Genomic DNA, 23333 nt, shown 5'->3' on the forward strand with positions numbered 1-23333 from the left:
GCAACCGGCCCCAGGCCCTGTCCGGTCGGTCCTCGTGGGCCGGACAGGACCTAGACCCACCCCCTTCGAGCCGCTTCCGCACCCGCCCGGAAGCGGCTCGTCGTGCCGAGTGCGGTGAGCAGATCGCCCACCCGACGGCTGTACGTACGGCTGGACATGCCCAGCCGCGTCGCCGCCGTCTCGTCGGTCAGCCCGGCGAGCAGCGCCTCCAGAACGGGCCGCAGATGCCCCGGCAGGCCCCCGGGCGAGGGGAGCGCGGCGGTCGGCAGCTCCTCGCCCGTGTCCCACCACGTCTGGTGCGTACGGACCAGGGCCTGGACAACCACCGGATCGCGGATCAACAGCAGCCCGTGGTAGTGGAGTTGGAGATCGAGCGGGACCGCGGCGACCGAGCGGTCCACCAGGATCATCTTGAACGGGATGGAGTCCGTCTGTCTGGCCCGGCCGGGCAGGTCGCGGGGGAGTGGGTACGACAGCCCGGCGAGCCCATGGCGCGGCACGATCCTGCGGACGCCGACCGCGCTCGACCGCCCCCGCGCTCTGCCTCCCGGCCCGCTGTCGTGCCAGCTCTGCTCACCCGCCGCACGCACACAGGCGCCGGCGAACTCAAGGAACTCCTCCGGGATGCACTGCCCCAGACAACTGCCCGGATCATCGAAGATCAGCAACTCCCGCCGGGCGGAACGGACCAGGGCGGTCAGCGTCGCCGTCACTTCCCGCACACCCTGGATCGGCCGGCCGGGCGGATGGGGCGTGTCCGCCACGTCCTCCCGCGCTCCGCCCACCGGCAATGTCGACCTGTTGAGCACAGAACCCGAAACCTCTGCCACGGCTGACCACCCCCGCCATCCCCTCGGAGCCGTACGCCACTCCATGTACGCACATCATTGCTCACCGTGACAAGTGCCAGTACGGAGAGTGGCGACTCCATGCCAGAGCTTCCACAACCGGCCCATACTCCCGCAGTCTGGGTGATCGCTCCCGCGGCCCGGGTGATCGGCGGCGATCGACAGGCATGATCGAGAAGGGCTCAAGAACCGTGCCCTGTCGGACTTTCCGTGCGCCATGATGTGCGCATGGCCACTCTGCTGCTCGCTCTCGCCGCGATCTCCACGGGTCTGTACGCGGGGTACTTCCTGATCTTCCGGACCGGCGTCATGCCCGCCCTGGGCCGGTTGGACGACGAGCAGTTCGTCACGGCCATGCGCCGGGTCAATGAGTACGTGCCCCGCCCGGTCTTCCTGCTGACCTTCCTGGCCGTGGTGGCGTTCCCGGCGGCGGCGCTCGCCGTACCCGTCGACGGGCGCTCGGACACGCAGCGCTGGCTCCTGGTGGCCGGACTGGTCTGCGCCGTCCTCAACCATCTGGTCACCATCGGCGGCAACATCCCGCTCAACAACGCGCTTGCTTCGAGCACTTCCTCACCCGACAGTGTGGCGCGCGCGGCCTTCGAGTCCCGCTGGAACACGTTCCACCTCATCCGCACGCTCTTCTCCGTCGCGGCCTTCGCGCTGGTGGTCGGCGCCGCTCTCTCCTGACGGATGGACGGATGGACGGATGGACGGATGGACGGATGGACGGATGGACGGATGGACGGATGGACGGATGGACGGGCGGATGGCGGAGTGACGGTCGCGAGCCGCCGCGGGCAGGGCTGAGCCGACCCGATCGGCAGACCCCTGTACTGCCGCTCGGGACCGGCGACAGCCCTCGACCCGACCGGCCGTTCAGATGCCGGACCTGATACCGGACGCGATGCCGGACCCGTGACTCAGCGGGAGCATCGCCCATACCGTGCGCCCCACCCCGCCCTCGCGGGATCCGACGCCCCATGCCTCGGCCAGACTCTCCACCAGCAGCAGCCCACGCCCGTTCTCCGCGCGGGAGTCGGGGTTCCGGGGGCTGGGCGCCCCGTCCCGTGCGCCCTGGTCGTGGACGTCGAGCCGTACATGCTCGGTCAGGAGCCGCACCTCACAGCTGATCAGCGCGCTGGCCGTGTGGAGCACGGCATTGGTGAACAACTCGGAGACGACGAGGACGGCGACATCGCACAGGTCCGTGGGCAGTCTCCACCGCTGAAGCTCATCACGGAGCCAGTGCCGCGCTCTGGCGACGGAGTCCCGTCTGCTGGGAAGCGTGAAAGCGCTTCTGTGCGCGACGTGCCGGCCGTGATCGCGTACGTCGTGCCCGTACGCGTCACGCCCGTACGCGTCATGCCCGTAGGCGTCGTGCCGGGACACGTCGTGCCGCGACACGTCGTGTCCGTAGGCCTCGTGCCTGTACGTCTCGTGCCCGTACGCGTCATGACCGCAGGTGTCGTGACTGTGCGTACGTGCGCGGAGGGCGGAGTCGCTTCCCTCGTCCTGTCGGCCGACCGAGGCACACCAGGCACCCCAGGGGTGTCGAGCAGGCGCTTCTAACTCCCCCGCGAGGGGCTGGGGTTGCTTGTGTGCACGGTGATCCGTGATGTGAGCCACGCGTTCACTATGAGCGCTGACGGTCACAGGCCGCAACCGATCGTTCTGATAATTTCACAATGCTCCACATCTCTCTGGATAGAGCACCGGTCACCTGTCAGACTTCATGAGATGAGTCGACGTCAGGAGACCCCGCATGAGTGAGGCTCGTCCGGGAACCGCGCCCACCGTCCTGCGTATCGTTCTGGGTAAGCGGCTCGGTGCACTCCGTGAGAAGGCGGGGGTGTCCCGTGAGGCGGCGGCGAAAGTCCTCGATGTCGCTCCCCTGACCATTCGGCGTATGGAGAATTCCGAGGTAAGCCTCAAACTCCCCTATGTCCTGCTGCTGTTGCAGGCGTACGGAGCCACGGAGAGCGAGGCCGAGGAGTTCGCCGAGTTGGTCAAGGTCGCCAACAAGCCCGGCTGGTGGCATCGCTATCGCGACGCGCTGCCCGGCTGGTTCAGCGTGTACATCAGCCTGGAGGACCAGGCCAGTCTGATCAGGACATACGAACCCCACTACGTGCCGGGCCTGTTACAGACCGAGGAGTACGCCCGTGGCGTGCTGCGGGCCGGCGCGCACCGAAACGCGGAGGAGCTGGAGCGGCGCGTCGCGCTGCGCATCAAGCGTCAGCAACTGCTCGCCAAGGCGGACGCGCCCTTTCTGTGGATCCTGATGGAAGAAGCGGTCCTGCGCAGACCCGTCGGCAATCCGGACGTGATGCGGGCGCAGGTCGACCGGCTGCTGGAAGCCACCGCGATCCCCAACGTCACTCTGCAGATCATGCCGTTTGCGATCGGGCCGCACCTTGGAGCGTTCGGTCCGTTCCATCTCTTTCGGTTCGACATACCCGAACTGCCCGATGTCGTCTACACCGAGAATCTCACCGGCGCCGTCTATATGGATCAGCGCCCTGATATCGCCGCCTATCTGGAAGTCCTGGACAATATGTCCGCCCGGGCGGCACCCGTTGACGAAACCAGAGCTTTTCTCCTAGGGATTCGCAAGGAGCTCTAATGCGGGAGATTTTCAACGGTATGCCGGCCGACGAACTGGGAGCCGACGGCTGGGAGAAGCCGTGGAGCGGTCCCAACGGCGGCAGTTGCGTCGAGGCGAAGAAGGTGGACGGCGAGTACGTCGCGATCCGCCAGTCCGCGGACCCGTCGGGGCCGACCCTGATCTGCACCGCGGCCGCCATGGCCGACTTCATCGCGGGCGCCAAGAACGGTCTCGCCGACTTCCTCCTGTAGTCACCTCCTCCTCCGGACGCGCCCCATCCACCCGCAGCCCCCTCGGACCCCCCGCCACCCGCTATCCGCCATCCGGCAACACCCCCCACGAGTAAGAAATGGACGGCCCCGCATGACGGACCTCGACCACCCGTCGGTAGACGAGATCGACACCACCAAGCCCCACCCCGCCCGGATGTACGACTTCTACCTCAATGGCAAGGACTACTACGAGGCCGACCAAGTGGCCGCGGCCACCGTCGAGTCGGTCTTCCCCACCGTCAAGATCTGCGCGCAGACGAATCGTCACTTCATGCACCGGGCGACCCGCTGGCTCGCGTCCGAGGCCGGCATCCGGCAGTTCCTGGACATCGGTACGGGTATCCCGACCCGGCCCAATCTCCACCAGATAGCCCAGGCGGCGGCCCCGGACTCCCGTGTCGTCTATGTCGACAACGACCCGATCGTCCTCCGGCACGCCGAGGCCCTGATGCGCAGCACACCCGAGGGCCGTACCGCGTACATCCACGCCGACGTCCGGGAGCCGAAGAGCATCATCGAGTCGGAGCGGCTGCGGCATACGATCGATCTGACGCGCCCGGTCGCGCTGTCCCTCAACGCGTTGCTGCACTTCGTGCCAGACGAGTTCCGTCCGTACGAGACCGTCCGGTCTCTGCTCGACGGGCTGGCCTCCGGGAGCTACCTGGTCCTCTCCCACTGCACTCCGGACTTCGCCCCGGAGATGTGGGAGCGGGTGATCGGTGTCTACCGCAGCGGCGGTATCCCCGCGCAGGTGCGCTCCCGGAGCGAAGTCCTCCGTTTCTTTGACGGGCTGGAACTCGTCGAGCCGGGCCTCGCGGTGCCGCACCGCTGGCGCCCGGACGGCGAACCGGAGGAGGGCGCCACCGACGCGGCGGTCTCGATCTACGCGGGCGTGGCGCGCAAGCCTTAACGGGGGCGGGCACACGCGAGCCGTCCGGTCATACCCATGGCCGCCCGGCCGTACGTGCGCGCCTTCCGGTCATACGAATGTCCCCCAGGCGCCGCTCTCCAGGCGGGCCAGCGTACGGAGCCCCCGGGCCGTGACGTCGTGTTCGCCATGCTCCGGGCCGTACGCGAGACAGTTCGCGGCGTCGAGCGCCGCCAGACACGGCAGTGCTTGGCGCTCCGCGTCGGTCAGCGAGCGGCCGTACCCGTGGAAGAACGCGGTGCGCAGATCGCCGCGGTCCTGCCAGGGGCCGCAGGCCAGCCGTACGAAGTCCTGTACGGCGGGGGCGTACCGGGACCGCTCGAAGTCGATGACCGCCAGGTGTCCCGACGCCGGCCGGGTCGTCTGCCGTCCCGGCGTCTGCCGTACTGGCGTCCGCTGTCCCGGTGTCCGCTGTCCCGGCACCGCGGGGCCGGTCCACAGTGCGTTGCGCTCCTGGGCGTCGCCGTGGATATGGGCGGGCGCGAGCAGATCGGTCAGTTTCCGTACGTGGTCCGCCGAGCGGCGTACGAGCGCGCGCCGGCTCTCGGACATCAGGTCGGCGGCGCGCGCGAGGTGCTTCTCGGCGTCGTCGGCCAGCCGCTCCAGCGCGGTCCGGGCCTCTCGCCGCCCGGCGCCCGGCATCTTGTCCGTGCCGTGCAGACGGCGCAGCAGGACCCCGAACTGCCGGTGCGCGGAGCGGTGTTCCGGGCCGGGGAGCGTGAGCCGCGATACGGGAGTGCCCGGCACGGCGGTCAGCAGCAGGGCGAGCTGCCGGGCGTCGGTCTCCACGAGCCGCGGGGCGCGGCCGAATCCGAGGGCGGGTACCGCGGACTGGTATCCGAAGGTCTCCCGTTCGTAGAACTTGGCGCTCGCCGATTGCTTGATGAAGAAGCGCCGGCCGTGGCTGTCGGTGACATCCCACACCCGTGAGGTCTCGCGCGGGTGTGAGGTGTCCTGTACGGCGGAGAGTGGCCCGACGACGCGTTCCGCCCATACCCGCAGCGACGGCGGCAGGGTCTTGACGTGACCGTGACTCATGCACCCCACCTCGGTGACGGTCGTGATGACAGGTCCGCGGGGGCCACGAAGGGAAGCGCGGGAAGGGCGGGAAGGACAGGAAGCGCGGAAGGCACGGGAGGCGCGGGGAGAGGGACGGGAGCGAGACGGGCGGGGGCGGGAACAGGTCGCATGATTCCTCCGGAGCGCATGGTGTTGGGGTGGGCGCCCGGACAACGGCCCTGATCAAGGGCGTGTAACGGGGCGCACCGGGGGAATCATAGAACAGACGTTCGACCTGCCGGGGACCGCCACGCGGCTTGATCCGCGCCGTTGACGGCCCGGGGGCGAACCGGGAGGCTCGGCGCGACAGCGTCCGACGAGGACCAAATCGGACCTCGGGTCGGCTGCAGGGGAGGGGCGGAGAACATGGTTGAGCGGAGATTATCCCGCTGGGCGCCGACGGTGGCGTTGGTCGCCGCGGGGGCGGTCCTGGCCGTCGGCACGGCGGGAGCGGCCCACGCGGCCGCGGGGACGACCGAGGCGCCGGCCGCGCGAGCCGTGACGTCGGCGAGCGTCACGTTCAGCAGCGATCCCACGCCGGAGGAGCAGGAGCGGCTCCGTCAGATCGCCGGCGCCATCTGGAACGACTCGCTGGCCGCCGGCTGGAACATGAACAGCGATGTGGCGGCCATCCTCTCGACGGCCACCGGCGAGATCCTGAAGTGCTCCGAGGCCTTCGCCCTCGTTCCCCGGCCGGCGGGCTTCATTCCGGGGCTGGGCTATCTCGTCAACTACTGGAAGAACCTGCGCGACTACTTCCTCGTGGTCACCAACGACCGGACGTACGGCGCCTGTGTGAAGGCGACCGCGCTGAACTACCGCTCCGCCATCGAAATGGCCTCGGCGGGCATCTGACGCGCCTTCGGGAGGAGACCGCCCCCTCTCCGGTGTGGAAAGGGGGCGGCGAGGCGTGAACGTTCCGGCATGTGCGTACGACGATGCCGTACCGCGATGTGCGTACGGCGATGTGCGTACAGCGCGGCGTGAGGCGCTACTTCGGCATCAGTACGGTGTCGATGGTGTAGACCGTGGCATTCGCCGTCTTGATGTTGCCGCACAGGATCTTCGCCGTGTCGTTCACCTTGAACGAACGGTCGGACCCCGAGGTGGAGAGGGTCGTGCCCTCCCAGGTCGAGAAGACGCCGTTGGGGAGCAGGTCGGGGGTGACCTTCTTCTCCGTCACGTGGTACTTCACGACCTCCCTGAGCTGCGCCTCGTTGTTCTTGATCTGGTCGAGTTGCGATGTCGAGAGCTTCTTGAACGCCTCGTTGGTCGGCACGAAGAGAGTGATGTCCTTCGCGGTGTTCAGTCTGTCGGTCAGTCCGGCGCTCTTCACCAGGGAGAGGAACGTGCTGAAGTCCGGGTTGTGTGAAATGGCCGTCGCCACCTGCTCCGTGGCCATCTGGGCGAAACTGCCGGCGCCGGTCTTCGGGATCGACGAGCAGCCGGGACCGAACGGGACGGCCGGGCTGGGCACCGCCGTCCTGCTCGGAGAGGTGGACGGGCTGGGCGAGGCGGACGTGCTCGGCGACGGCGACTCACTCGGTGACGCGGAGGCGCTGGGTGACGTGGTCTCGCCGGGCGGGGTGGACTCGCCGGGCGATGTGGGCGTGCCGGGTGTCACGGGCGCGCTCGGCGGTGTGGGGGTGCCGGGCGCGGCGGGGTCCGCGAAGGCCTGGGGTGCCATGACGCCCAGGGAGACCGGGAGGGCCACCGCGGCGGCAGCGGCCACGACGGTATTACGGATGCGGGAGGACTTCATGTTTCGATTCCTCTTCCTGTGGGAGGAGGGCCCCGGCTCGGGCCCGGGAGGCGTCGATGGCGGCCGGGGCGGCCGATCCTGCCGGTGGCGCGGGATGCCGGACGGGGCGTTGTCACCGGTCCGGCCTGTCGTTCGGTCAAGCCACCGCATAAAGCGTAGCCGCACTGGGTGGATTTGGGCATCTTGGGAGATATGGCCAGGTCGGGTGCCTGGATCAGGCACGGCTACCGGGGGTGGATTCGCCGTCGGGCCCCTTGCCGGAGCGGTCCCCGGCGTCGGAGTTTTCCCCGGCGTCGGAGCCGTCCCGGGCGTCGGAGCCGTCCCCGGTGCCGGGGCTGCCTCCGGTGCCGGGGCTGCCATCGTGGGGACGCCCCTTGCCGGCGTGGGGCCCGTCGTCGGCACCGGGTTTGGAGTGCCCGCGGCTCAGCGTCAGTCCGAGCCCACTCACCCAGCCGATCGGCTGGAGCACCCAGTAACTCAGCACCCGGTACAGGAGGGTGACGGCGATCGCCTGCTCGGCGCTCAGCCCGTACAGCACGAGCAGCGCCGTGAGGCTCGTCTCGACCACGCCGAGACCGCCCGGCGTGAGCCGCAGACTTCCCGCGAACTGCGTCAGCGCGTAGGCCGCGAGAACGCCGTGCCACGGTATGGCGATCCCGAGACTCCACACGCACGCGACCAGACACGCAAGGTCGAAGCCCCAGTTGAGCACGGCCAGCGACGACGGCCACAGCCACGGGCGTATCCCCGGCCTGGTGGTACGGACCTGACGGCCCAGATGCGACAGCGCCTGCTCGATCTCCCACAGCCGCCGGGAGCGCAGTCCGATCCGCCGCCACATCCGCCGGGCCCGGCGCCTTACCCGCGGAAACCGGAACAGGCCGGCCGTCACGCCCGCCACCAGGACCGCCACAACGGCGAGCCCGACGACCACGGGCCGCACCCCGGCCACCGGGCCCGATGAACCGGCCGCCAGGACACCGGCCATCAGGAGTACGAAGAGGCTCACCGCGGACAGCAGCCCCGCGACCGCCAGTACGGTCCCGGCGAGGACCTGCCCCGCGCCCCGGCGGCGGAACTGCCGGAACACCCACGCCGCCGCGAACGCCGCCCCACCGGGCAGCGCCCCCGCGATGGCGTTGGCCGCCAGCACGACGGCGCCGACGACCCGGAGCCGGATCCGCGCACCGCCCGCGCGCAGCAGCCAGTGCTGCACAGCCGCCAGACAGGCCAGGGAAGCCGCCTCGAACCCGGCGGCGAGCAGCAGCCGGGGCAGCCGGACGTCATCGATGAGATGTACGGCGGTTACCAGTTCGTGGCGCCGGGTGAGCGCGATGACCACGGCGGCCGCCACCAGCAGGACGGACACGACCCACCAGAGCGGACGTACCGACGCGAGCGCGGCGACCGGGGCGTGTCGCGACGCCCCCTGATGCCCCCCGGCGCGGCCCGCCACGCTTTCCACGATACGACCGGGCCGGCTCCCCGGCCCCGCCCGTACGCGCCGTCACCAGGGGCGGGGCTCAGGCGGCGAGATGGGTCCAGGCACCCGCGAGCATCGCTCCGTACACCGGCATGTCGCGCAGCACGGCCAGGTCGGCGGTGAGCGGATCCACGTCCACGACCACCAGATCCGCGCGGTCCCCGACCCGTACGGAACGGCGTCCGCGCGCCGACGCCGCCAGCGCCTGCGCGACGGATAGCCGCTGTTCGGGGTGCCAGGCGGGGCGGGCGTCGTCGGTGCGGGCGACGGCGTTCGCGATGCTCCGCCAGGGGTCGAGCGGCGCCACGGGCGCGTCGGAACCCAGCTCCAGCGCGGCCCCCGCGGCGAGCAGATCCGCGAACGGGAAGGCCCGGTGCGTACGGCCGTGCCAGTACCGGTCGGCGACGTCCCGGTCGTCCACCGCGTGCGTGGGCTGTACACCAACGGTGACGTCCAGGGCGGCGAAGCGCGGTACGTCCGCGGGCCGCAGGAGCTGGCCGTGCTCGATCCTCCCCCGGCAGCGGACGGCTTCGAAGGCGTCGAGCGCCATCTCGTTGGCGCGGTCCCCGATGGCATGGACGGCGGGCTCCATACCGTGTGCGGCGGCCCGGCGCATCACGGCGGCCAGCTCCTCCGGGGTGACCTGGGCGAGCCCGTACTCCCCGGGACCGCCGGACGGTATGCCGGGATACGGGTCGTGGCACAGGGCCGTTCGGGTGTTGAGCGAGCCGTCGGTGAACAGTTTCAGCGGGCCGGTCTCCAGCAGCCCGCCGGGGACCTCGCGCAGCGCCACGCCGGTACGCAACCCCCTGGCGATGGCCGCGTCCAGATGCTCGGGGTGGACGGCGGCGGCCACTCTGACCGGGATCGGTACCGATACCGGGGCCGGTACCGGTATCGGGGCCGTAGTCGATATCGGGGTCGGGGGCGGCATCGAGAGGCCGGCCGCATCGTCGGCCGCCGCAGCTGTAGCCGTCGCGCCGGTCACCGCCTGACCGGTCGTCATCCGGCGGGTCCAGTCCGTCACGTTGTCCGCGTACTCGAAGTCCAGAATGCCGGTGATGCCGCGCCGGGCCGCCGCGGCACACGCCTCCCTGACCCACGCGTCGCTCATCTCGGTGGTCACGGACGACAGTTGGGCAGTGGCCCGGAGGCATTCCTCCTCGCGCAGCAGCCCGTTGGGGTGGTCGCCCCTGCTGAGGAGCGCGAGCCCGGCGGAGTTGAGCCAGGCCGAGTGCAGATCGGCGCTGACGAGAAGCACCGGGCGGTCCGGGACCATCGCGTCCAGCAGGTGCTTGTGCGGCGCGTCCGGCCACAGCCCGTCCCGGAAGCCATAGCCGACGAGCAGTTCACCCGGGCCCATCGACGCGGCCCGCTCCCCTGCGATCCGCGCCGCGGCGCGCGCCGAGCCGGTGCCCGCCAGATCGAGACGGCGACGGGCGACGGCCCACTGCACGATATGCACATGCGCGTCCCACAGGCCGGGCAGCAGCGTACGGCCGTCGAGATCGACATCCGGCCCGCCCGTGCTCCGAGGCGCCGCGCTGCCGCCGGGGTGGATCTCGCTGACGCGCCCGCTCGCGATCCGTACGTCGCACACGGGGCCGCCCGCGCCGATCCGGACGTTGCGCAGGGTGCGGCGGCCCGCGCCGTACGCCGTCGCCGTCTTCTGCCGTCTCACTCGCTCTCCCTTGTCTCCTTCGTCTTCTTCTTCATCTTCTTCGCTCTTGAAGGTTCTTTGTCGTCACAGGCCGGAAAGACCGGATCACCGGGCGCCGTGCGATCGTGTCGGCGATCTCACGTTCGCGCCGGTGCGACAGGGCGGCCGGCAGCGTCACTCGCAGCGGCAACGGGTGCGTCCGCGGCCGAGAGGGGGACTCCGCCTCGGCCCTGCCCGTCGGCTCGGCGGGAACCCGTACCTGCCGGGCGAGGAAGTCCACCGACCGGTCGGGCAGTTCGGGCAGTTCGGACCGGTCCCGGGGAAACCGGCCGCAGCGCACCGTCCTCCGCCGGGCCGGGGCTGCTGGTGCGTCACCGCCCTCGATCTCCGGCGGGCCGAGGCGGGCTTCCCGCAAGCCTGGCGCGCGGGCGGGCAGCCGCCGGTCATCTTTCATCACCGCGACATACGGGACCGGATCATCGGCCAGATCCGTCTCCCGGCTCCGCGGCGACCTCCTGCCGGGCCAAGCACCCTGCCTGGCGGGAGCAATTGACCGCGGCGCGCTGCTCGCTCCCCCCGCGCGCGATCTCCCCGCCCGCGCCCCCGCGCCGGCGGTATCGGCGCTTACGGCACCGCTACAGCGTGCCCGCTAGATTTGCGCTGACCTGCGGAAAGGCCCTCCCTGAGGGAGGGCCGTGCACCGCGCGTAGAAAAGCGCCCCCGGCAGGACTCGAACCTGCGGCCAAGTGCTTAGAAGGCACCTGCTCTATCCACTGAGCTACGGGGGCCGGGTGGTGGCCTCGGTGACCTGGAGCCCCGGTTGGGTAGTTCCATGACCTTGCCGGGACAAGGATAGGGCTCCGATCACCTTGACCCGGTTGCTTCACGCCCGTGGCACGTTGTGGAGGTTCAGTGAAGCGAACCGATAATCGCAGGCAGGTGCGATTCACGCATCGCTTTTTGCCCTCGGCGCCCCGGGTGTTGTGCAGTCGTTATGCCTGTGCCCCACTCGTCCCGTCTGTCCCGAGTATGTGATCGGCGCGCAGGGATGTCCATACGCTTCAAAAAGGCTCCAAAGTTGGGCATTCTTCGCATGTGGTGACCTTGGACGTACGGCCCCAGCTGCTCGACGCACTTTCCGCACTGCGCGACCGTGTCGCCGCCGTGCGTCTTCCACTGCCTCTCGCCGGGGCGCCGCGTGCCCGGCAGACCAGGGCCGAGCTGCTCGCGCAGCTCGACGACTATCTGCTGCCGAGGCTCAGGGACCCCGAAGCGCCCCTGCTCGTGGTCGTCGGGGGGTCCACCGGTGCCGGGAAGTCCACGCTCGTCAACTCCCTTGTGGGACGGCGGGTCAGTGAGGCGGGGGTGCTGCGGCCCACCACACGTACCCCCGTACTGGTCTGCCACCCCGACGACCACCACTGGTTCGCCGGGATGCGGGTGTTGCCGCATCTGACGCGCGTATGGCTGCCGCAGCAGGAGGACGACGCGGGGGTCGGCGCGGACGGAACGGCGTCCGCGGAGCAGAGCGCGGTGCGTATCGACACCGCCGCCGCCCTGCCCCGCGGGCTCGCGCTGCTCGACGCGCCCGACATCGACTCGCTCGTGGTGGAGAACCGGCTGCTGGCCGCCGAGTTGATCTGTGCCGCGGACGTGTGGGTCATGGTGACCACCGCCTCCCGGTACGCGGACGCCGTGCCCTGGCATCTGCTTCGTACCGCGAAGGAGTACGACGCCTCGCTGGTGACCGTGCTCGATCGGGTGCCGCATCAGATGATCGACGAGGTGTCGCGGCAGTACGCGGCCCTGCTGACCCGGGCTGGGCTCGGTGACGTACCGCGGTTCACCATCCCCGAACTGCCCGAGTCCGCGGGCGCGGGGCGGGGCCTGCTGCCCACCACCGCTGTCGCGCCGCTGCTCGCCTGGCTCGCCCACCGGGTGCAGGACCCCGCGGCTCGTCAGCAGGCCCTGGTGCGCACCGCGGCCGGGGTCATCGACTCCCTGAACGCGCGGATGCCGGAGCTGGCGGGCGCGGTGGCCGCGCAGTACGCCGCCGCCGTACGGCTGACGGGGGCGGTGGAGGACGCCTATGCGGCCGAGGGCGAGCGGGTACGCAGGCAGCTTCAGCGCGGGGCCGTGCTCGCCGGGGACGCGCGCACGCGCTGGCGCGGCTATCCCCGGGACAACTCGGCGCGCGAGCTGCTCGACTCGCTGGTGGAGAGCCTGGGCGCCCTCCTCCAGTGCGCGGTGGCCGCCGCCGAGGAACGGGTGGAGGAGGCGTGGCGGCGCGAGCCGGCCGCCGGGGTGCTGCCCGTGCCGGGCCCGGACGGGGAGACGGCGGAACGGGTCGGGATGGCCGTACGCCGCTGGCGCCGCGTCCTTGAGGAACTGGCCGAGGAGGAGGTGCGCCGGCTCGAACGGACCCCCGCGCCCGACGCCGAGAGCGTCGCGGCGCTGCTCGCGGCGGCCCTCCTCGGCGGCGAGCGGGCCCGGATCGCGGGGGAGCGGCTCGCGGAGCGGGTCGGGGCGCACGCGGCGCTGCGGCTGCGCGACCGGGGCGGCGAGCTGGTGACGACGTACATCGATCGCGTACTGCACGGGGAGCGCGACCGGCGACTGGCGCCCCTCGACGCACTTGAGGTGACCCCGGAGCCGCAGGCCGAGTTGATCGCCGCGCTGTCCGTACTCCAGAGGGAAAGGTGACCGATGTGGCTCAGGTGACTGGTGCTGCTGATGAGGCCAGCGAGGCCAGCGAGGCCAGCGAGGCCAGCGAGGCCAATGAGATTGATGAGATTGATGAGGCCGATAGGACTGATGGGGCAGAAAAGGCTGATAACACTTCCGATAATGGAGTGGAGGGATCGGAGAACGCCGAGAACGACACGGAGCCCGGGAAGTCCGCGATGCTCGCGAAATTCATGAAGCCCTCGAAATTCTTGAAATCGGCGAAATCCATGGAATCCGCGGAATCCGGGGAGCCCGACGAGGCCGTGGGGTCCCAGAAGGCCCATGAGGCCCCCGAGCCCATCTACTCCGCGTTCGCCCTCGGCGAGCCCGACCCCTCGGTCGACGGCTGGGACGACGGGCTGATCGCCCGCCGTGCCACCGAGAAGGGCTCCCCGGACGGGCTCGACGGCGTGCTGGGCCCCGGTTCCTACGACTCCGAGGCCCACACACCCATCGGGGGCGCGTACGGCGGTTCTCTGCGGGTACGTCTCGACGCCCTGGGCGAGCTGGTGGGGCTGTCGAGGACCCGGCTCGAAGGATCCGTACTCGCCGAGGCCGGACGCGTCCTGGACGAGGCGTCCGCCCGTCAGCGGCTCTCCTCGCGCCATACCGTCGTCGCCATCGCGGGAGCGACGGGCAGCGGCAAATCGACGCTGTTCAACGCTCTAGCCGAGGTGCCGATCTCGGAGACGGGCCTGCGCAGGCCCACCACCTCCGCCCCCATCGCCTGCGTCTGGTCCGACGGCGCGGCGGGACTGCTCGACCGGCTGGCCATCCCGGGGCGGCTGCGGCGCAAGCCGCTGGCGGGCGGGGACGGCGACGAGGAACTGCACGGCCTGGTCCTCGTCGACCTCCCCGACCACGACTCGGCCGTCGTCCGCCACCGTGAGCAGGTGGACCGGGTGCTCGCGCTCGTGGACGCGGTGATCTGGGTCGTCGATCCCGAGAAGTACGCGGACGCCGCGCTGCACGAGCGCTATCTGCGGCCGCTCGCCGGCCACGCGGAGATCACCTTCGTCGTGCTCAACCAGATCGACCGGCTCCCCGGCGACGCCGCCGACCAGGTGCTCGACGATCTGCGCCGGCTGCTGGACGAGGACGGGATGGCCCTCGGTGAACACGGCGAGCCCGGCGCCACGGTCCTCGCCGTCTCCGCGCTGAGCGGGCACGGCGTGGGCGAACTGCGCGAGCTGCTGGGGCGGTTCGTACAGGAGCGGAACGCGGCGGAACGGCGGCTCTCCGCCGATGTGGACGCGGCCGCGTGGCGGCTGCGGTCCGCGTATGTCGCCGAGGGGCGTGCCGGACTCGGCGAGCGTTCCCGTGAGCAGTTCGCCGACCGGCTGGCCTGGGCGGTCGGCGCGGTGGCCGCGGGCGAGGCGGCGGAGCGCGCCTGGCGCAGGAACGCGGGGCGCGCGTGCGGGACGCCCTGGCTGCGGCTGTGGCGGTGGTACGAGTCCACGCGGATGCCCGGCGGCAAGACGCAGCGGCCCCCGGAGGTCGTGGAGGAGGAGCTGACGGCACGGCAGCGGGTCGAACAGGCCGTACGTACGGTGGCGGAGGAGGCGTCCGCCGGGCTGCCCGCGCCCTGGGCGCACTCCGTGCGCGAGGCGGCGGCGCGGGGCGCGGAAGGGCTGCCGGAGGCGCTGGACGAGCTGGCGGAGACGGCGGCGACCCCGAGCAGCCGGCCGCCGCGGCCCGCCTGGTGGCCCGCCGCCGTACTGGCGCAGGCATCCATGACGCTGCTCCAGATCTACGGCGCGCTGTGGCTGGTGGGGCAGATCATCGGCGTACTGGAACCGGGGCTGCTGCCGCCGGTGCTGGTGATGATCGCCGGGATCATCGGCGGGCCGTTCGTGGAGTGGGCGTGCGGGGCGGCCGCGATGGGGCCGGCGCGGCGGTACGGGCAGGACGCCGAGCGGCGGCTGCGCGAGGCGGCGGCGGCCTGTGGGAGGGCGAGTGTGCTGGACCCGATCTCGGCGGAGCTGATGCGCTACCGGGAGGTGCGGGAGCAGTACGCGACCGTTTCCCGCACGGGCGGATGAGGTGGCTGACGGGGGCGACGGCAGGTCGGCGAAGGGATGTCGTGGAGGGTGACGGGGTTTTCCACAACTGACAGGTAATCCACAGCCAACAGCAGATTCTTTCCATCCGGTCCAGCATGGGATCAGTCAATGCAGCCGGACGGGGAGGGGCCGTTATGAACGACACCGTGGTAACCGTGGTGGGGAATGTCGCAACAGGGGTGGAATTCAGGGAGTCGGCCACGGGCGGGGTCGCCCGGTTCCGATTCGCGGCGACCGGGCGCCGCTGGGACCGGCAGAAGAACGGCTGGGCGGACGGGCCCACGAGCTTCTACACGGTATGGGCGTGGCGGACGCTGGGAGCGAATCTGGCCGCCTCGGTCTCCGTCGGTGAGCCGCTCGTGGTGCATGGCCGATTGCGGGTACGGGAGGACGAACGGGAAGGGCAGCGCCGGACGTCCGTGGAGATCGACGCGATGGCGGTCGGCCACGATCTGACGCGTGGGACCGCCGCGTTCAGACGCGTGACCAGGGCAACTCCCTTCCTGACGGAGCGTCACAAGCCCGCGACGGAGGGGGAGGAGCGCGGGCGGGCGCGGCTTCGGGGGCCCGACCAGGGGCGGCTTCCCGTGCATGAGGGGGCACCTGACGGGACGCCGGACGGGTCTCCGGACGGAACGTCGGACGGGACGCCGGGCGCGGCACCCGCCCGTGCGCTCGTCACGGCGTCGACTGCCGTTCCCTGAGCATGGGTTGTGGAGACATGTCGACATACTCGGACGCCTTGCATAGCTCTGCCGGAGTGTCGATAACGATTCCGATTCGGAACGGTTATCAGAGTGTGTGAGTGGACTCCGGCGGTTCGCGCCGTCCATAGAATTCGCGAGTACTCACGGGGCACTTGAGTCTGCTGGCGAGGCATCCCCCCCACGCGTTCGACGCGGAAGAAGCTCGCCCGAAGGGGAATTCTGTGTTTTCTGCGATATCAGCGTCATCCGTACGGAGGCGAGGCGCTGCCCGTCTCGCCGCCGCGGTACTCGTCTCGGGACTGGTGGCCATGGGCTCGGTGGCCGGCGCCGGCGCGGCCACCGCCGACGAGGTTCCCCAGCACCAGGGCGGCGCCGCGGCCACCCTCGACGGACTGAAGACCTACGACGGCGCCGTGCTCCACAGCGATGGCAAGGACCAGCAACTCCCCGCCGGGCTGTTCGAGATGACCGTGGACGGCGGCGGCAAGCTCAAGACGTACTGCATCGATATCCACAACCCCACACAGGACCAGGCCAAGTACCTGGAGACCCCCTGGAACCAGACCTCGCTCGGAGTCAACAAGAACGCCGGCAAGATCCGCTGGATCCTGGAGCACTCCTACCCGCAGATAGACGACCTCTCGGCGCTCGCCCAGAGCGCGGAGACCGGGCCCCTCACTGAGAAGACGGCGGCGGCGGGCACCCAGGTCGCGATCTGGCGCTACTCGGACAACGCCGATGTCGACGCCGGCGACCCGGCGGCCGAGAAGCTCGCCGACTGGCTGGAGAAGAGCGCCCAGGACGCCGCCGAGCCCAAGGCGTCCCTCACGCTTGAGCCCGGCGCCGTCTCCGGCAAGGCCGGTGAGAAGCTCGGCCCGATCACGGTCCGCACCGACGCCGCCGGTGCCACCATCACGCCGCCCGCCGACGCCGCCGCCAGCGGCGTCATGATCACCGACAAGGACGGCGCCCCGGTCACCACCGCCGTCAACGGGACGCAGCTGTACTTCGACGTCCCGTCCGACGCCTCCGACGGCACCGCCTCGCTCGGCGTGCAGGCCACCACCTCCGTACCGGTCGGCCGCGCCTTCGCCGGTGTGACCAAGAGCCAGACGCAGATCCTGGCCGGGTCCAGCGAGTCCACGGTCTCGGCGACGGCGACCGCGACCTGGGCCGAGCGGGGCGCGATCCCCGCCGTCACCGCTCAGAAGAACTGCGCCGAGGGCGGCGTCGACATCACCGCCACCAACAAGGGCGACGAGCCGTTCGTCTTCGAGCTCAAGGGCACCGAGTACTCGGTCCCGGCCGGTGAGTCCAAGACCGTCACCGTCCCGGTCGGCGAGGACGAGGCGTACGACTTCACCATCACCGGACCCGCGGGCTTCACGCAGAACTTCAAGGGCGTCCTGGACTGCCTGACCACCAGCGACTCGGGCCCCGTGACCCAGCAGGAGTCCGCGCAGCCCCTCCCGGCCTCGGCCGGCGGCTCCTCCGCGGCTGCCACGGACAACCTCGCGGAGACCGGCTCCTCCAGCGCGACCCCGGTCATCGCGGGCACCGCGATCGCGCTCGTGGTGCTCGGCGGCGGCGCCGTGTTCCTCCTCCGCAAGAAGAACACCGCCACGCCTTCGACTCCCGGAGAGTGACCGAACTCTCGCGCTGAGTGAGACTTCGCAGCCCGTGGCCCCCGGCACGCACCCGCGTGCCGGGGGCCACGGGCGTGAGAGCGGTCCGGGGAGCGGTACTGGTTTCCATCAGGGGATGGACATGCGGCAAGACGGCGGAGAAGTTGCAGCGCGGGGCGGTACAGGCGACGGTGTGCTTCTCGCGGCCCCGGTGGTCATCGACGCGAGGTGGGCCCTTCGGCGCCGCGAGCCCTGGACGGTGTCCATCACCCACGTCAGCACGCGCATCATCTGGACGGTCCGACCAGCGCTCCTCCTGTTGATGGCGCGCCGTCAGGGCATGGGACTTCCCTCGTGCGCATACGACTTCAAGCCCCACAGGCTCCACCAAACCGGATAAAACCGATGATCACCGTTGACCCCTGAGTCTCCGATCACTACGGAGATCCACATGTCCAAGTCGACTCCCGCCACCACACCGCCGCTGACCGCGACGTCAAGCGGCGCCTCGCGGTGATATGCCACGTCGAAGAGGTCACCGGGAACGTCGCCATGTCCTGCCGGTACTTCGGGATCGGCCGACAGGCGTACTACACCTAATACCGCCGCTACCGGGCCGAGGGCGCCGAATGACTGCGCACCCGGTCCAAGGCGCCGAAGACCTGTCCGAACGCCTGCCGACCTCCCAGCGCTACAAGCGCCACGACCACAGATGGAAGCGCTAAGAGAAGCAGCTGCCGGGCCACCCGGTGCAGCCCCAGTGGCACAGCTTCAATCTGTCGGCCACGTCTTACACCTCGTTTGGACCATGGAGAGAAAAGGCCGGGGAGGAGGTCACAGCTGCGACTCCGGCTGTTCCTGACAGCGAATACCCACAGGTCACAGCCACAATTGAGGTGTCCGACTACTCGGAAAGCTTCCCCTCGGCGTACGAACACGGGCGCACAGAGAGCGTTCTGAGTTTCAAACGATGACCTGCCTGGTAAAGATTGGAACGCAAACGGCCACAGTGCCGGCCGCCCTGCCATTGAGTGTAAGGAAGAAGAAATGACCCAGCGTTCCCTAAGGGATCTGCTCTGCGAGATCGACACCGACAAAGTCAGCATCGACGAGAGCGGTCGCATTAAAAGCAATGACCCGAAGGTCGAGGCCAGGCTGAACGAGCTGAGGGATCTCCTCGACGTGGGAAAGCTGGCGATTATGGACGAAGGTAACGGAACCATGTGTCATTGCACCGTCCCGCCGCCGCCCATCCAGTCGGGGTGCCCGCAGTGACTGATGACGCCGCCATTCCAGGCATCCTGGACGAGGAAATCCTCACGGCCTTCAGTGATGAGATTCTGCATCTCATCGTGCTCCCTACTGAACAGTGCAACTTTCGCTGCGTCTACTGCTACGAGGACTTCAGCGTAGGCACGATGAAGGCTCCCGTAGTTACGGGTGTAAAGCGGCTGCTGGAACGTCGAATCCCTACCCTCAGGCAGCTCCACATCGGCTGGTTCGGCGGGGAGCCGTTGATCGCCCAGAAGGTAATCGAGGATATCTCTGAATCGGTGCTGTCGCTCACGCGCACGGTGCCTGGAATCACCTACACGAGCGAGATGACAACCAACGCTTATAAGCTCGACCTGGCCACCGCCCAGCGTCTGTACGAGCTCAATATCCGGCAGTATCAGATTACGCTTGACGGTCCTGAGAGATTTCACGACCGAACGCGCATTCGGCGCGACGGAGGAGGTTCGTTCCAGAAGATTTGGGCCAATCTCCTGGACCTCAGATCGAGTTCTGTCGACATCAGCGTCACATTGCGGGTGCACGTCACGCCGGCCAACCTGGATGTGATGCCTGAATTTCTACTGGAAATTCGCAAGGAATTTCTGGAGGACAGCAGATTTGTTGTCCTCCCCAAGGCTGTGGGCCACTGGGGTGGCCCCAATGATGAAGAATTCAATGTCCTGGGGCATGCTGAAGCCACTCAAGCGATCAGCGCGCTGAAGGGGCTGATTGACGGGCAAGCCGGAAGTGAAAAGGTTTACCGCCCGAGTAACGTCTGTTACGCCGCTCGCCCCAACTCGCTTCTCATTAGAGCATCCGGTGACGTCGGGAAATGCACAGTAGCGTTGTCTGACCCCGCAAACAGCATTGGCCGTCTGCTCGAGGATGGCACTCTCGAATTGCGGGAGGAAAGTCTGGGGCCCTGGCTCAGAGGCTGGAGCAAGGATTCTTCCAAGGTTCTTGGATGCCCACTCGTGGGTCTCCCGAGATCTGCAGGAGAACCGGTGCTCATGCAGATTGGAGTCCGCCCCACCGGCCCTTCGAAGAGTGGCGATGTCGAAGTCGTCAAATGATTTCCTGTACCACTATTCGCGAATTCCTCGTTCACCCTTGGCGCTCTGGTCCGAAAGACTGATTGAGTTTCTTCGGAGGGGCACCCCGCCAGAGTCTGATGAACGTGCGAAGGTAATCTCCTCTCTTAGTAACGCCGCTTTGGTATTTGCCTACCTGGGGGACCTGGACAAGGCAAGAAAGATCTGCGAAGCGCAACTCTTCTGGATCGCGACTCAAGCGGAAGGTCTTCCCCCGAAGCGGTCGGCCAATCTTCTCCGGCTGGCTCTCGACCCCTGGGTGAACATGGGGCGCTTGTTGGGATTCAAGGGGGAAACAAAACGCGCCGTAGCGCATTTTTCCGATATCTACTCGATCAACTCGGGTAGTGAGGTTCGCCTTGGGCCGTGTCGACTCACTCCGCAGGTCTGGGCAGTGATCCTGGACGGTGATCCGGATATGAAGGGAGTTCCTCGGGCTGTCTACGTGATCGACTCTCTGAAGGCATTCTTTCAGGTTCGAGACTCTCACGGCGCGCTCGAGTTTATTAGTAGCCTCAAATGCGTCGAACATGCTGGAATCCGCTCCCTGGTGAACGAAGGTGAACTGATCCCTTATTCAGGGTTGCACTATCTGGTTTACGAGGGGATGATAATCGCCAAATCTCGTCTTGGCCGGCATGGCGACGTTCTCGCGAGCACGACGAATCTTCCGACCGGCGTAGATATGTACTACCAGGTCGTCATGATGCTCTACGCCATGGAAAGCCGTCTGGTGTTGGGCCAGGAAACTACGGGCCTGGTTCGAAAGTTAGCTGTTCTGGTAATTGGTGGAGCCTTTGACTCCATCCCGCCAACGACGATGTTGCGGTTCATCGAAAAGTACGCCGATCTACTGGAGAGGCTTGAGGAGAGCGAACTCGCGCTTGGCGTTTATGTCCAGGGTATTCGGCTGGCCCGGAGCATTGACGACCAGCTCTCTGAATGGACTTTTCTGAGGTCCTTGGTGCGGCTGGGGGTCTGCTCCGAGGAGTGGGAAGAGTGGAAGTTTTCATACGGGCGGCTCGTCACTGACTGCGAATATGGCGTAGTGCGTAGGGTCGAAGGTGAGGCCCCTTCGCCGAGCCGGCCAGGGAGTGTTTACGAGAAGCTGCTAGAAGTAGTGAAGGACCTTACGGGCGCCACGGCAATTTTGACGTGATCGCGCTCCGAATTCGCGTGGGCTCCTTAGCGTCAGTTGTCAGTGACCCTGTTGGGCCGTAGGCGACCCATGAGGAGTTTTAAATGAAAAGCGGTAACCTGACTTTGACGGCGTACTCACTATGCGGTCAGGTTATGCCGATCACGGTGGGGTCGCCAAACCGTGAATGGATGTCGGCGACTGATCAGAGGTTCGCCAATCGTTGCTTGCCGCTGCTTATGGCGAATCAGAGTGGCTGGGTGATCCGCAACTCTGTTGCCTTTCAGGCAAAGTGGACCGGTGGCGACTGCAAAAAATCGCTAGTTATCACGCACGACGGGAGCGGACCCACTCCGCTGGCCCGTAGTCATTTCGGTTACGGTATTATCACGTGGGATATCCCGTATCTTTTCCGTACGCCGCCCGGATACAATTTGCTCGTCCGGGGCCCTGCGAACTCCCCCAAGGACGGGGTGTGCGCGTTGGAGGGTGTTGTAGAGACGGACTGGACGGCTGCGACGTTCACCATGAACTGGAAAATGACACGTCCCTTCATGGACGTCATCTTTGAAGAGGGCGAACCAATGTGCATGGTCGTGCCTCAGCGCCGCGGTGAGCTGGAGGCATTCCAGCCCGAGGTGCGGAGTCTGGAGTCCCATGCTGAAGAGAGACGCCGGTGTAAAGCATTTGCTGCTTCCCGTCAATCCTTTCTGGAGCGGCTTCCTCATCTCCAGTCATCCGAGGCGAAATGGCAGAAGAATTACTTCCGAGGCCGTGATACTGAGGGCGATACCCCTGTGCCGGAGCACCAGACCCGGCTTCACCTCCGGCCGTTCGGAATGCCCGACAGCGAGGGCCGCGAATGCCGGCAGGGCTGCACCAGCCGGGCCACCAAAGCGGAAGCGGCACCCGACGGTGCGGAATGCGGCTGACCAGTCGGTCGGCGCACCCGCCGTCGTGGCTGACTGTCGTCGGCTGGGGTTCATGCGGCCCGTATCGAAGTGTCCGCCGTCGACCAGCCGACCGGTCCGCGAAGATCGGGTCTGGGCCGTCCCTGGGCCGTCCGTCGCCCCCCGAGGCCACCCGACAGCGACCGACAGTGACTGGCGAGTCACCGCCGCCACCAGTGAAACCCCAGGTCAGAGGCGCTCGACGATACGGGTTTCCATCGGAGGATGGACATGCGGCAAGATGGCGTGTATCTGCCCTCACGCGGCGGAGCCGCACGTTGGCCCTTCTCGATTGCCGGACGGTTTCTCTTGGCTGAGTACATCTACACGATGCGCAAGGCGCGCAAGGCGCATGGCGACAAGGTCATCCTCGATGATGTGTCGCTGAGCTTCCTGCCGGGCGCGAAGATCGGTGTGGTGGGTCCGAACGGGGCCGGTAAGTCGACGATCTTGAAGATCATGGCGGGGCTGGAGCAGCCGTCCAATGGTGACGCGTTCTTGTCGCCCGGCTACACGGTCGGCATGCTTCTCCAGGAACCGCCTCTGAACGAGTCCAAGACCGTCCTGGAGAATGTGCAGGAGGGTGCCGCCGAGATCATGGGCAAGCTCAACCGCTTCAATGAAGTGGCCGAGCTGATGGCGACGGACTACTCCGATGCGTTGTTGGAGGAGATGGGCAGGCTTCAGGAGGACCTCGACCACGCCAACGCGTGGGACCTGGACACTCAGCTGGAGCAGGCCATGGACGCGCTGGGGTGTCCGCCCGGTGATTGGCCGGTCACCAATCTTTCCGGTGGTGAGCGTCGTCGTGTGGCGCTGTGCAAGCTGCTGCTGGAAGCTCCTGATCTGCTGCTTCTCGATGAGCCGACCAACCATCTGGACGCCGAGTCCGTGCAGTGGCTGGAGCAGCATCTGGCGAAGTATCCGGGCACGGTTGTGGCGGTGACGCACGACCGGTACTTCCTCGACAATGTCGCCGGGTGGATCTGTGAGGTCGACCGTGGCCGTCTTCATGGGTATGAGGGGAATTATTCCAAGTACTTGGAGACCAAGCAGACGCGTTTGAAGGTGGAGGGGCAGAAGGACGCCAAGCGCGCGAAGCGGCTCAAGGAGGAGCTGGAGTGGGTGCGGTCGAAC

22 protein-coding genes and 1 tRNA gene are annotated in these 23333 nt (G+C 68.1%); 14 read left to right on the plus strand and 9 right to left on the minus strand.

Going from position 1 to position 23333, the window contains the following annotated elements; translation table 11 throughout:
• Nucleotides 1-50 precede the first annotated feature (50 nt).
• Entirely contained in the window at nucleotides 51-764 is a 714-nt protein-coding gene (locus ACIRQP_RS13055) for a DNA-binding response regulator (protein ID WP_403887838.1), read from the minus strand.
• 312 nt (nucleotides 765-1076) lie between these two features.
• Here ACIRQP_RS13055 and ACIRQP_RS13060 point away from each other — a divergent pair, with 312 nt between their 5' ends.
• Entirely contained in the window at nucleotides 1077-1538 is a 462-nt protein-coding gene (locus ACIRQP_RS13060) for a DUF1772 domain-containing protein (protein ID WP_403887841.1), read from the plus strand.
• 189 nt (nucleotides 1539-1727) lie between these two features.
• Here the strand turns inward: ACIRQP_RS13060 and ACIRQP_RS13065 are convergent, their stop codons facing one another.
• The gene (locus tag ACIRQP_RS13065; RefSeq protein WP_403887844.1) at nucleotides 1728-2255 is read right to left on the minus strand and encodes an ATP-binding protein; all 528 of its coding nucleotides are present in this window, start codon (nucleotides 2253-2255) and stop codon (nucleotides 1728-1730) included.
• Between the two features lie 358 nt (nucleotides 2256-2613).
• Between ACIRQP_RS13065 and ACIRQP_RS13070 the strand changes: the two genes are divergently transcribed.
• The 3 genes from ACIRQP_RS13070 (at nucleotide 2614) to ACIRQP_RS13080 (ending at nucleotide 4638) form a co-directional block, all read left to right on the plus strand.
• The gene (locus ACIRQP_RS13070) at nucleotides 2614-3474 is read left to right on the plus strand and encodes a helix-turn-helix domain-containing protein (protein WP_403887847.1); all 861 of its coding nucleotides are present in this window, start codon (nucleotides 2614-2616) and stop codon (nucleotides 3472-3474) included.
• A complete protein-coding gene (locus tag ACIRQP_RS13075; RefSeq protein WP_403887850.1) occupies nucleotides 3474-3707 on the plus strand; it encodes a DUF397 domain-containing protein in 234 nt (77 codons plus the stop codon). The genes ACIRQP_RS13070 and ACIRQP_RS13075 overlap by 1 nt, the downstream gene beginning before the upstream one ends.
• 112 nt (nucleotides 3708-3819) lie before the next feature.
• Nucleotides 3820-4638: an SAM-dependent methyltransferase gene (locus ACIRQP_RS13080; protein ID WP_403887853.1), complete on the plus strand. Its 819-nt coding sequence runs from the start codon at nucleotides 3820-3822 to the stop codon at nucleotides 4636-4638.
• 69 nt (nucleotides 4639-4707) lie between these two features.
• Here the strand turns inward: ACIRQP_RS13080 and ACIRQP_RS13085 are convergent, their stop codons facing one another.
• Entirely contained in the window at nucleotides 4708-5694 is a 987-nt protein-coding gene (locus ACIRQP_RS13085; RefSeq protein ID WP_403887856.1) for a phosphotransferase enzyme family protein, read from the minus strand.
• Nucleotides 5695-6081: 387 nt separating this feature from the next.
• On the opposite strand from ACIRQP_RS13085, the gene ACIRQP_RS13090 reads away from it, so the two are divergent.
• Nucleotides 6082-6570 carry a hypothetical protein gene (locus ACIRQP_RS13090; RefSeq protein WP_403887859.1) on the plus strand — a complete coding sequence of 163 codons (489 nt, stop codon included), beginning with the start codon at nucleotides 6082-6084 and terminating at the stop codon, nucleotides 6568-6570.
• Between the two features lie 136 nt (nucleotides 6571-6706).
• Here ACIRQP_RS13090 and ACIRQP_RS13095 read toward each other — a convergent pair whose 3' ends face one another.
• From ACIRQP_RS13095 to ACIRQP_RS13110, 4 genes are all read right to left on the minus strand, one after another.
• Nucleotides 6707-7477: a fasciclin domain-containing protein gene (locus ACIRQP_RS13095; RefSeq protein ID WP_403887862.1), complete on the minus strand. Its 771-nt coding sequence runs from the start codon at nucleotides 7475-7477 to the stop codon at nucleotides 6707-6709.
• Between the two features lie 214 nt (nucleotides 7478-7691).
• Nucleotides 7692-8933, minus strand: a complete 1242-nt coding sequence (locus ACIRQP_RS13100; RefSeq protein WP_403887864.1) for a YbhN family protein — start codon at nucleotides 8931-8933, stop codon at nucleotides 7692-7694.
• Between the two features lie 67 nt (nucleotides 8934-9000).
• The gene (locus ACIRQP_RS13105; RefSeq protein ID WP_403887867.1) at nucleotides 9001-10641 is read right to left on the minus strand and encodes an amidohydrolase; all 1641 of its coding nucleotides are present in this window, start codon (nucleotides 10639-10641) and stop codon (nucleotides 9001-9003) included.
• A gap of 694 nt (nucleotides 10642-11335) precedes the next feature.
• Nucleotides 11336-11408, minus strand: a tRNA-Arg gene (locus ACIRQP_RS13110).
• A gap of 316 nt (nucleotides 11409-11724) precedes the next feature.
• On the opposite strand from ACIRQP_RS13110, the gene ACIRQP_RS13115 reads away from it, so the two are divergent.
• Complete coding sequence (locus tag ACIRQP_RS13115; protein ID WP_403887933.1) at nucleotides 11725-13323, plus strand: dynamin family protein; 1599 nt, start codon at nucleotides 11725-11727, stop codon at nucleotides 13321-13323.
• A gap of 10 nt (nucleotides 13324-13333) precedes the next feature.
• Here ACIRQP_RS13115 and ACIRQP_RS13120 read toward each other — a convergent pair whose 3' ends face one another.
• Nucleotides 13334-13576: a hypothetical protein gene (locus ACIRQP_RS13120; protein WP_403887870.1), complete on the minus strand. Its 243-nt coding sequence runs from the start codon at nucleotides 13574-13576 to the stop codon at nucleotides 13334-13336.
• On the opposite strand from ACIRQP_RS13120, the gene ACIRQP_RS13125 reads away from it, so the two are divergent.
• The 3 genes from ACIRQP_RS13125 to ACIRQP_RS13135 all read left to right on the plus strand — a co-directional run bounded on the left by ACIRQP_RS13125 (nucleotide 13575) and on the right by ACIRQP_RS13135 (nucleotide 17763).
• Nucleotides 13575-15389 carry a GTPase gene (locus ACIRQP_RS13125; protein WP_403887873.1) on the plus strand — a complete coding sequence of 605 codons (1815 nt, stop codon included), beginning with the start codon at nucleotides 13575-13577 and terminating at the stop codon, nucleotides 15387-15389. The two genes, ACIRQP_RS13120 and ACIRQP_RS13125, sit on opposite strands and share 2 nt — an antisense overlap.
• Nucleotides 15390-15544: 155 nt before the next feature.
• Entirely contained in the window at nucleotides 15545-16114 is a 570-nt protein-coding gene (locus tag ACIRQP_RS13130; RefSeq protein ID WP_403887876.1) for a single-stranded DNA-binding protein, read from the plus strand.
• Between the two features lie 224 nt (nucleotides 16115-16338).
• Nucleotides 16339-17763, plus strand: a complete 1425-nt coding sequence (locus tag ACIRQP_RS13135) for a Cys-Gln thioester bond-forming surface protein (RefSeq protein ID WP_403887880.1) — start codon at nucleotides 16339-16341, stop codon at nucleotides 17761-17763.
• Here ACIRQP_RS13135 and ACIRQP_RS13140 read toward each other — a convergent pair.
• Complete coding sequence (locus ACIRQP_RS13140) at nucleotides 17663-18130, minus strand: mobile element transfer protein (RefSeq protein ID WP_403887883.1); 468 nt, start codon at nucleotides 18128-18130, stop codon at nucleotides 17663-17665. The two genes, ACIRQP_RS13135 and ACIRQP_RS13140, sit on opposite strands and share 101 nt — an antisense overlap.
• A gap of 659 nt (nucleotides 18131-18789) precedes the next feature.
• Here ACIRQP_RS13140 and ACIRQP_RS13145 point away from each other — a divergent pair.
• The 5 genes from ACIRQP_RS13145 to ACIRQP_RS13165 all read left to right on the plus strand — a co-directional run.
• A complete protein-coding gene (locus tag ACIRQP_RS13145) occupies nucleotides 18790-19017 on the plus strand; it encodes a hypothetical protein (RefSeq protein WP_403887886.1) in 228 nt (75 codons plus the stop codon).
• Complete coding sequence (locus ACIRQP_RS13150; protein WP_403887889.1) at nucleotides 19014-20090, plus strand: radical SAM protein; 1077 nt, start codon at nucleotides 19014-19016, stop codon at nucleotides 20088-20090. The genes ACIRQP_RS13145 and ACIRQP_RS13150 overlap by 4 nt, the downstream gene beginning before the upstream one ends.
• Nucleotides 20071-21267: a tetratricopeptide repeat protein gene (locus tag ACIRQP_RS13155; protein ID WP_403887892.1), complete on the plus strand. Its 1197-nt coding sequence runs from the start codon at nucleotides 20071-20073 to the stop codon at nucleotides 21265-21267. Before ACIRQP_RS13150 ends, ACIRQP_RS13155 begins: the two co-directional genes overlap by 20 nt.
• Nucleotides 21268-21350: 83 nt before the next feature.
• Nucleotides 21351-22178 carry a DUF6065 family protein gene (locus ACIRQP_RS13160; RefSeq protein ID WP_403887895.1) on the plus strand — a complete coding sequence of 276 codons (828 nt, stop codon included), beginning with the start codon at nucleotides 21351-21353 and terminating at the stop codon, nucleotides 22176-22178.
• Between the two features lie 327 nt (nucleotides 22179-22505).
• A partial coding sequence (locus ACIRQP_RS13165; protein WP_403887936.1) for an ATP-binding cassette domain-containing protein occupies nucleotides 22506-23333 on the plus strand: 828 nt, incomplete at its 3' end.

It is taken from the genome of Streptomyces sp. NPDC102274 (genome assembly GCF_044766385.1).
Classification (GTDB): domain Bacteria; phylum Actinomycetota; class Actinomycetes; order Streptomycetales; family Streptomycetaceae; genus Streptomyces.

Excerpts from the sequence above, each read along its gene's own strand:
- ACIRQP_RS13075 (WP_403887850.1), top strand. The coding sequence starts at position 3,474 with ATGCGGGAGATTTTCAACGGTATGCCGGCCGACGAACTGGGAGCCGAC.
- ACIRQP_RS13155 (WP_403887892.1), top strand. The coding sequence starts at position 20,071 with ATGTCGAAGTCGTCAAATGATTTCCTGTACCACTATTCGCGAATTCCT.
- ACIRQP_RS13145 (WP_403887886.1), top strand. The coding sequence starts at position 18,790 with ATGACCCAGCGTTCCCTAAGGGATCTGCTCTGCGAGATCGACACCGAC.
- ACIRQP_RS13120 (WP_403887870.1), bottom strand. The coding sequence starts at position 13,576 with ATGGATTTCGCCGATTTCAAGAATTTCGAGGGCTTCATGAATTTCGCG.
- ACIRQP_RS13160 (WP_403887895.1), top strand. The coding sequence starts at position 21,351 with ATGAAAAGCGGTAACCTGACTTTGACGGCGTACTCACTATGCGGTCAG.
- ACIRQP_RS13125 (WP_403887873.1), top strand. The coding sequence starts at position 13,575 with ATGGAATCCGCGGAATCCGGGGAGCCCGACGAGGCCGTGGGGTCCCAG.
- ACIRQP_RS13095 (WP_403887862.1), bottom strand. The coding sequence starts at position 7,477 with ATGAAGTCCTCCCGCATCCGTAATACCGTCGTGGCCGCTGCCGCCGCG.
- ACIRQP_RS13070 (WP_403887847.1), top strand. The coding sequence starts at position 2,614 with ATGAGTGAGGCTCGTCCGGGAACCGCGCCCACCGTCCTGCGTATCGTT.
- ACIRQP_RS13090 (WP_403887859.1), top strand. The coding sequence starts at position 6,082 with ATGGTTGAGCGGAGATTATCCCGCTGGGCGCCGACGGTGGCGTTGGTC.
- ACIRQP_RS13130 (WP_403887876.1), top strand. The coding sequence starts at position 15,545 with ATGAACGACACCGTGGTAACCGTGGTGGGGAATGTCGCAACAGGGGTG.
- ACIRQP_RS13080 (WP_403887853.1), top strand. The coding sequence starts at position 3,820 with ATGACGGACCTCGACCACCCGTCGGTAGACGAGATCGACACCACCAAG.
- ACIRQP_RS13085 (WP_403887856.1), bottom strand. The coding sequence starts at position 5,694 with ATGAGTCACGGTCACGTCAAGACCCTGCCGCCGTCGCTGCGGGTATGG.
- ACIRQP_RS13060 (WP_403887841.1), top strand. The coding sequence starts at position 1,077 with ATGGCCACTCTGCTGCTCGCTCTCGCCGCGATCTCCACGGGTCTGTAC.